The 7,048-nt window shown below is 50.2% G+C and carries 7 protein-coding genes and 1 pseudogene; 7 read left to right on the forward strand and 1 reads right to left on the reverse strand.

Going from position 1 to position 7,048, the window contains the following annotated elements:
• Nucleotides 1-99 precede the first annotated feature (99 nt).
• The 7 genes from AB5Z09_RS08935 (at nucleotide 100) to AB5Z09_RS08965 (ending at nucleotide 6,138) form a co-directional block, all read left to right on the forward strand.
• Entirely contained in the window at nucleotides 100-978 is an 879-nt protein-coding gene (locus AB5Z09_RS08935) for an inovirus-type Gp2 protein (protein WP_368195110.1), read from the forward strand.
• Between the two features lie 33 nt (nucleotides 979-1,011).
• A complete protein-coding gene (locus tag AB5Z09_RS08940; protein ID WP_368195112.1) occupies nucleotides 1,012-1,467 on the forward strand; it encodes a hypothetical protein in 456 nt (151 codons plus the stop codon).
• A gap of 243 nt (nucleotides 1,468-1,710) precedes the next feature.
• A complete protein-coding gene (locus AB5Z09_RS08945; RefSeq protein WP_106842215.1) occupies nucleotides 1,711-1,935 on the forward strand; it encodes a DUF2188 domain-containing protein in 225 nt (74 codons plus the stop codon).
• Between the two features lie 6 nt (nucleotides 1,936-1,941).
• Nucleotides 1,942-2,943 carry a CBASS cGAMP-activated phospholipase gene (locus tag AB5Z09_RS08950; RefSeq protein WP_108612029.1) on the forward strand — a complete coding sequence of 334 codons (1,002 nt, stop codon included), beginning with the start codon at nucleotides 1,942-1,944 and terminating at the stop codon, nucleotides 2,941-2,943.
• A 44-nt stretch (nucleotides 2,944-2,987) separates the two neighbouring features.
• Nucleotides 2,988-4,079, forward strand: coding sequence for a CBASS cGAMP synthase (locus tag AB5Z09_RS08955; protein ID WP_368195113.1), 1,092 nt, complete (start codon nucleotides 2,988-2,990; stop codon nucleotides 4,077-4,079).
• On the forward strand, nucleotides 4,076-5,710 hold the full coding sequence (locus tag AB5Z09_RS08960) for a ThiF family adenylyltransferase (protein WP_368195115.1): 1,635 nt from the start codon (nucleotides 4,076-4,078) through the stop codon (nucleotides 5,708-5,710). The genes AB5Z09_RS08955 and AB5Z09_RS08960 overlap by 4 nt, the downstream gene beginning before the upstream one ends.
• On the forward strand, nucleotides 5,707-6,138 hold the full coding sequence (locus AB5Z09_RS08965; protein ID WP_368195116.1) for a Mov34/MPN/PAD-1 family protein: 432 nt from the start codon (nucleotides 5,707-5,709) through the stop codon (nucleotides 6,136-6,138). Before AB5Z09_RS08960 ends, AB5Z09_RS08965 begins: the two co-directional genes overlap by 4 nt.
• Before the next feature lie 15 nt (nucleotides 6,139-6,153).
• On the opposite strand, the pseudogene AB5Z09_RS08970 reads toward AB5Z09_RS08965, so the two are convergent.
• Nucleotides 6,154-7,048: pseudogene (locus AB5Z09_RS08970) on the reverse strand (IS3 family transposase); the annotation flags it as partial.

A 7,048-nucleotide genomic window follows, 5' to 3' on the forward strand; every position in this document is an offset into this window, starting at 1 on the left:
AATCAATTGTTAATTAATCAATTGAATTAATTCATCAGTCAATATCAATAGGATTGGCATCCACCAATCCTATTGCCACTCTTCATTGAGGAACTACTCGTGTCTACAGACATACTGGACTTCATTAAAGACTTCGAATCTGACTATCCATCATTCAGTATCCATGCTTTCCAAAAAGCAATGGATGCAGTAACCAAACACTACTATCAATACCAAGAGGCTAAATCAGCTCAACCCTCAGTTGAGCTATTTCTAAAATCCTTCTATCAGTACCGAGACCTGAATGTATTTGACGAGTATCTATCTGCTGAAGCACGAAGTGAACTTTTGACTGAGCTAGAATACGTTCTAGAGGATTTCATGAGTGATCTGATGTCACCGCAACATCAACTACGGCTACGCAATCTGAGACGTTCTGAGCTACGTAATAGCGCAAGTATAAAATCGTATGTAGATGAACTATTTGCCAAGCATGCAAAACTACTGGTTGTACGAGTAGATTTTCACTTTAGAGACTCAGTGACTATCGAAGAAGCTAAAGAGGAACGAGAATGGTATTTACGTTCGATTAAACGAAAGTACAAATCACTGGTTGGTTATGTGTGGAAATTAGAGTGTGGCAAGCACCGGGAGTATCATTATCACATTGCATTCTTCTTCAATGGCAATTTTGTGCAGAACGATATCCGGATAGGCCGTTTATTAGGGGAGGCTTGGAAGGCTGGTAGTTATCATAATTGTAATGCCGATAAGCAAAAGTATGAGGAATGGGGTACGTGCGGTATTGGAGAGGTGCATTGGGATGATTCGAGCAAGCGAGGAAAGCTATTAGATCATGCCCTGAACTATTTGTTCAAAATGGATGAAAGGTTACTGGCTACGATGTTTGAACGCTCCCGTAGCGTGGGCAAGATGGAGGTGCCGAGCAGGAGAAGGAAAGGTGGGAGACCGAGGGTTCTCAGGGTCCCTCGTGAGTAGTATCTTATTGGCTCCCCCGACCTGGAGTCACGAATGACCATCGAGCAACTTGCCAGATCCACACGCAGCGTCTTTGAGCTGCACTACGAGAGCCTAACTGGTCTGCCCTTCTTCACCAGTTTCCCCCTGAACTGCTGTCAGGGGGCCTCTGTGGTGTTTGGAATGTTGGTGAGTCTTCTGCCCACACAACACATGGTGACTGTTGTCAAAGGCGATACCAGAGATCGTCGAGAGTCGCACTACTGGCTAGAGATCGATGGGCTGATCTATGACCTGACCCTGGATCAGTTTCAAGAAACTTTGGGTAACCGATTTGACGGGATAAATGCCCCACTATATGGGGCAGCAAAGCATCCGCTACGGATGCACTTCTTCTACAAAGAGCGACATTCTGCAGTCCTGGCATTCAGTATTTTTTGCCAAAAGCATGCCAACACTGAGGAGGTCGATGCTGCTTTGCAGTTCGTTCGCCATGAGGTCCAAGTTTAATGAAAAAAGTACACTCCCCGCCTCTATCCGCATACACCGTCAACTCCGCCCACCATCATTGATGTCTTTAACAGAAATCAATATATGGTAGTTGACCATATAAACAGGCACGCCATATAGTGTCACAGTGTCCTCAAGTGGATAGCTATACATTCTTTAGCCGGCATAACTGAAGTAGTGGGTAGCTATTGACTAGCCCACCAGCATAGCTGGCTCTCATTGGTTCAATTCGGGAGATTTATGATGGCGGGCAAAAATCAGCATGTTGTTCCTCACGAAAATGGTTGGGCTGTTAAAGGTGAAGGCAATCAGAAGGCAACCTCTGTACACAACACTCAGCAGCAAGCCATTGATGCCGCGAGAGATATTGCACGAAACCAACAGTCTGAACTTGTCATTCACCGCCCGGATGGTCGTATTCGTGACAAGGATAGCCACGGCAAAGATCCTTTTCCGCCAAAAGGCTAACAGACCATGACAAGTCCCCCAACGTATCACGTTCTGGCATTATCAGGTGGTGGTTATCGCGGCCTATATACAGCCACTGTTCTGGCCGAACTCGAAGCCATACTTGGTCGCCCTATAGCTTCACACTTCGATCTCATCTGCGGTACATCCGCAGGGGGAATGCTTGCATTAGGGCTAGCTGCAGATATTCCCGCTTATGAGCTCAAAGCCCTTTTTGAAGAACAAGGCAATCGCATCTTTGGTTGTCGCAACTTATGGCGGCGAATGCTCGGGTTCTGGTGGACAGCAAAACATGACTCCGACGGATTACGGCAGGTATTAATCGAACGCTTCCAGGAGCTCACTATGGGTGATTTGAAGCATCGTGTTCTTGTGCCGGCAGTCAACTATTCGACAGGGCGCGGGCAATTCTTTAAGACGCCTCATCACCCATCTTTTGAACTGGATCATCGCATGAAGCTCGTCGATGTTGCGCTTGCAACAGCAGCAGCTCCTGTCTACTTTCCATTAGCACGAAATGACCGGGGAGTTTTTGCAGATGGGGGGCTGGTTGGCAACGCTCCAGGTTTATTTGGGTTACATGAAGTAACCACATTCCTCGCACCAAACCAGAATGCCCAGATTAGAGTTCTGTCCATAGGAACAATGAGTATTGGCGCTACAGTTCGAGGGGCCGCAAGTCTTGACCGTGGATTTGGGAAATGGCGTGGGGGGCTCTTCGACTTAGTGATCTCGGCTCAGGAATCGTCAGTAGACTATATGCTGCGGCAATTGCTAGGGAACAACTACTTCCAGATCGACGACAAGGCAACGCCTGATCAGAGTAAAGATGTAAAGGCGCTAGATCGGGTTTCTATAGGTGCAACTAACACGCTCAAAAATCGAGGAATTCACGCCGCGCAACGTGCACTTGGCGATCCACTTTTTAAACCGTTCCGAGCGCACCAAGCTGGTGCCCCCACCTTCTATCACGGCCCCAACAAGAATGCTTCGGAGGTCACATGCTAAACCTGAGTCCGCTTTTCTTTACTACTTCTGATGACGAATCCTGCATGCATGACGAACTGGATCTGACCCCCGAACAACGTGTCAGTATCGCCAATGCGCGCACAGATGTCAGGAACTGTCTGCGAAATGGCATCCCACGAGTGCTGAAAGCACATGGATATTCTGAAGATGTGCCACAGCCGCGTTTCTTCACGCAAGGATCGTGGGCATACAAGACGCTAAATTCCCCGGCAAAGCCCCCTCAACAAGCGGATATTGATGATGGCTGTTATTTGCCATTGAGCTTCGTTTCGCAGACGAAGCGTCCCAGTGTAGCGGCAATGGTGTTCTTTACCGCCGCGGAAGAAGCCTTAACGCCACTGGTTAAAGAAAAGCAGTGGAAGCTTGTTACCGATAAACCAACATGTATCCGCATAATCATTTCCAAGTATGCTCACATTGATATTCCGTTGTATGCCATACCAGACAAGGAATTTGTCATGCTAGCCAAAGCATCGATGGAGAGCTACGGCTATGATTCGCTGACCGAAGCAGTGAAAAAAGCAGAGCGAGATGCTTGGACAGCCCTACCTGCTGACGAGGTTCTCCTCGCACATCGCGAATACAACTGGATGCGCTCTGATCCAAGACCAGTAAAGGAGTGGTTTTTGGGCGAAGTTGAGGCCAAGGGAGAGCAGTTTCGCCGCGTGATTCGCTACTTAAAGGCATACCGCGATTGGAGATGGTCCAGCGGCGGACCAGCTTCGATCCTACTGATGGCATCTGCGGCGCCCCTCTTTGAGAAACGAGATCGACGCGATGACCTTGCACTACTGGATGTTGTTACAAAACTGCCGGGTAAACTACGTGCAGGAGTCAATAACCCCGTGGATGAGTCAGAATCGCTCACAGAACGGCTTGGCAAGGAAGGTGTCGAAGAGGCTGCAAAAGCATTTGAAGAATTCGAAAAGATGCTTCGTGGGGCCACTAACGCTAGCAGTCCTTCACAGGCTTGCATTTGGATGCAGGGCGAATTCGGCCCTCGCTTTCCGAATGAGCCAGATCGAGTCAAGGCTGTATCGGTCGCCGCCACCATCGCAGCAGCACCTGCCACAGCCGGTCCAAGCGAATTCGTCGGGCGTACGAAGGCTGGATGAACAACGTCGTTACTGTCACTGATGTGATCGATGCCTTCAAGCAACAAGGTTTCTATTTTGTCTGCAAAACGGACGATGGCTGGTTCAAGTTACAGGGACAACTGCTCCCACCCAACGCGGACAAAGGATACCTGTGTGAGATTCAGATCGACCCCGAGTTCTTCGACCTGCCTCGCATTCGGCTGCTCGACATTCCTCCTGAGCTGCCCAAGACGCTCCCTCATCTTGGCGCAAACGGTGATCTTTGCTATCTCGCCAAGGGTACTATTGTTCTGGATATCTACGATCCTTTAGGACAGTCTTTGGCGTGCCTGCAACGTGCGGCAGAGGTATTCGGGCAGATTTTGCAGGGTGAGATGATAGAAGATCTCGCTGAAGAATTCTTCGCCTACTGGAACGGCTGGCTTTGCTTCTCAGATATGCAAAACGACGAGCTGGGACGACAAAATTGTATTGTCGCGGAAGCCGCCAATGGAAAACCATTTTTGTTCATCACCGATAACGCAGATCGAACAACAATAAAGTTGAGTTCACTCGGTTTCCAAATAACCGATAAGACTTTGCTAACTTACCGAGTCAAAACCGCCGCTCAACCTCGGCCGCTAGCCAACCAATGGCCGCCTGTGACGGTCGCAGATATTTTGGCTTGGCAAAGCACCCTTGACCCTCGGTGCCGGCACAATATTCACGAACGCATAAAAGAAGGGGAGAGAACGAATGCTAAGGGCGTACTGATCATTATTGAATCACCGCTGATGACCTATGGCTTTGTCGTTTTCTATGATCGCCAAGAACCAGTCAAAAAGGACAGACTTAAAGAGCGCAGAGATCCTAGCTACAGGTTAAAGGTAACGCCCATCTCTGTGGTCAGAATCGATGATAGATATCTTGCTCAGCGGAACATGCCCAAGTCAAAGACGCTTGCAGGTAAGCACCTAGCCATTGTTGGATGTGGCACAATCGGTGGGTATCTATCGGACATGCTGGTCAAAGCTGGGGCGGGAACATGTGGTGGAAGACTCACATTGGTGGATTTCGATATCCTTCTTCCCCAGAACATCGGACGCCATCGCCTAGGATTCTCTGATCTGATGTCCAACAAAGCCGAAGCCATGGCGAAAGAGCTCAAACGCTTGGCACCTGGCGCTGAAATTCGAGCTCTCCCTGTGGATGTGAGGTTGGCCCAACTAGGAAAGCTGGATCTGCTCATAGATGCTACTGGGGAAGAAGCATTAGGACATTGGCTGTGCAGTTACTATCAGCTTCCCCTACCCATACTCTCGGTCTGGATCGAAGGACCGGGAACAGGCGTCCGTGCACTCTTGAGAGCGAACGAATCAGGAGCATGTTTCCGATGTCTTTGGCATAGCAATAGAAGAGGTGAACTCCGTTCTACCCTTTTTCCTCTGCCTACTATCTTGGCGGGACATGGATGCGAGGGCTTGTACGTGCCATTTCCCGCTTCGGTGTCCGTACAAGCTGCCAGCCTAGGAGCTGAGATGACAATTGACTGGGTCAATGGCATCAATTCCCCTGCACTGCGTACGAGACTGATCGACCGAACCCAACAGCCAGCTACACCAGATTGTGATCCGCAGCAGGATCGGGAATGTCCTATATGCTGCCAATGAACTCCTGGGCCACAGAGGATAGCAGAACGCTGCTACATTTTTCAGGGTCTGTGCTGAGAACTTTCTGCCAGCATATTCAAGTAAGTGAATTCGATTGCGAAGCTGGGGGCATTTTGCTTGGCTCGGTACACGGCACTCATTTACTCATCGAGCAGGCAACAGTTCCCACAACATTGGATAAACGGTTTCGATATCAGTTTGAACGGATGCCGACAGGTCACGAAGCCATCGCTCAGTCTAGATGGATGGCAAGCCAGGGTACTGTCCGCTATCTAGGTGAATGGCACACACATCCAGAGGACCATCCTCATCCTTCTAGTCTCGATATATCCGAATGGAGTCAATTAGCAGCACAGCGTCGAGACAACCGACCAATACTTGCTGTCATAGTTGGTCGGTATTCCCTACATGTTGAGTTGGCTCATTGAATCGCCCCGGGTTTTCTAGACACTCTGTTGTTGAACATTGAACTGCCTTTCAAACTCTACCGGCGACAGCCCATCATTGGAACCATGGCGCCTGATTGGGTTGTAAAACATCTCGATATAATCAAACACATCGCTGCGGGCTTCGTCTCTTGTCGCGTAAATCCTGCGCTTGATCCGCTCCCGTTTGAGCAACTGGAAGAAACTCTCGGCGACAGCATTGTCGTGACAGTTGCCACGTCGGCTCATGCTGCAACTCAGGTTGTGGGCCTTCAGAAAGTCCTGCCATTCAGCACCGGTAAACTGGCTGCCCTATCCGAATGCACCAGTACCGGCTGCTTGGGCTTGCGCCGCCAGACGGCCATCAATAACGCATCAACCGCCAAGTCTGCCGTCATGCGTGACTTCATCGCCCAGCCGACGATCTGGCGAGAGAACAGGTCGAGCACCACCGCCAAGTACAGCCACCCTTCTTGAGTACGGATGTAGGTAATGTCAGTCACCCAGGAGAGGTTGGGGGCTGGCACCTTAAACTGACGTGCCAGCGTGTTTGGGGCAGCCTGCGGGCTCTTGCCTCCATAATGCCCCTTGCGGCGTTGATAGCCCGTTTGCGAACGCAGCCCTTCCCGCCTCATTAATTTGGCCACACGGTGCTTGCCGCAGGCTTCCCCTGCGTCACGAAGGTCGCGATGGATCTTGCGATAACCGTAGACAGCACCACTTTCCAGCCAGGATTGCTTGACCAATCCGGTCAGTCGTTCGTCCTCCTGCTGTCGTGGCGATGTAGGCTGTTTCAGCCACGCGTAGAAGCCACTTCGGTGAACCCCCAGGGTCTGGCACAGGGTAACGACACTGTACCGGTCGAGTCGGGAGGTTATGAACGCGTACCTTTCCTTGACTCGCTGGCAAAGTA

The sequence above is a fragment of the Aeromonas sp. R2-2 genome, assembly GCF_040908355.1.
In the GTDB taxonomy this organism is placed as follows: Bacteria; Pseudomonadota; Gammaproteobacteria; order Enterobacterales; family Aeromonadaceae; genus Aeromonas; species Aeromonas veronii.

What these genes read in the sequence shown, in the direction of transcription:
- AB5Z09_RS08955 (WP_368195113.1), top strand. Translation starts at nt 2,988, where the DNA reads ATGCATGACGAACTGGATCTGACCCCCGAACAACGTGTCAGTATCGCC.
- AB5Z09_RS08965 (WP_368195116.1), top strand. Translation starts at nt 5,707, where the DNA reads ATGAACTCCTGGGCCACAGAGGATAGCAGAACGCTGCTACATTTTTCA.
- AB5Z09_RS08945 (WP_106842215.1), top strand. Translation starts at nt 1,711, where the DNA reads ATGGCGGGCAAAAATCAGCATGTTGTTCCTCACGAAAATGGTTGGGCT.
- AB5Z09_RS08950 (WP_108612029.1), top strand. Translation starts at nt 1,942, where the DNA reads ATGACAAGTCCCCCAACGTATCACGTTCTGGCATTATCAGGTGGTGGT.
- AB5Z09_RS08960 (WP_368195115.1), top strand. Translation starts at nt 4,076, where the DNA reads ATGAACAACGTCGTTACTGTCACTGATGTGATCGATGCCTTCAAGCAA.
- AB5Z09_RS08940 (WP_368195112.1), top strand. Translation starts at nt 1,012, where the DNA reads ATGACCATCGAGCAACTTGCCAGATCCACACGCAGCGTCTTTGAGCTG.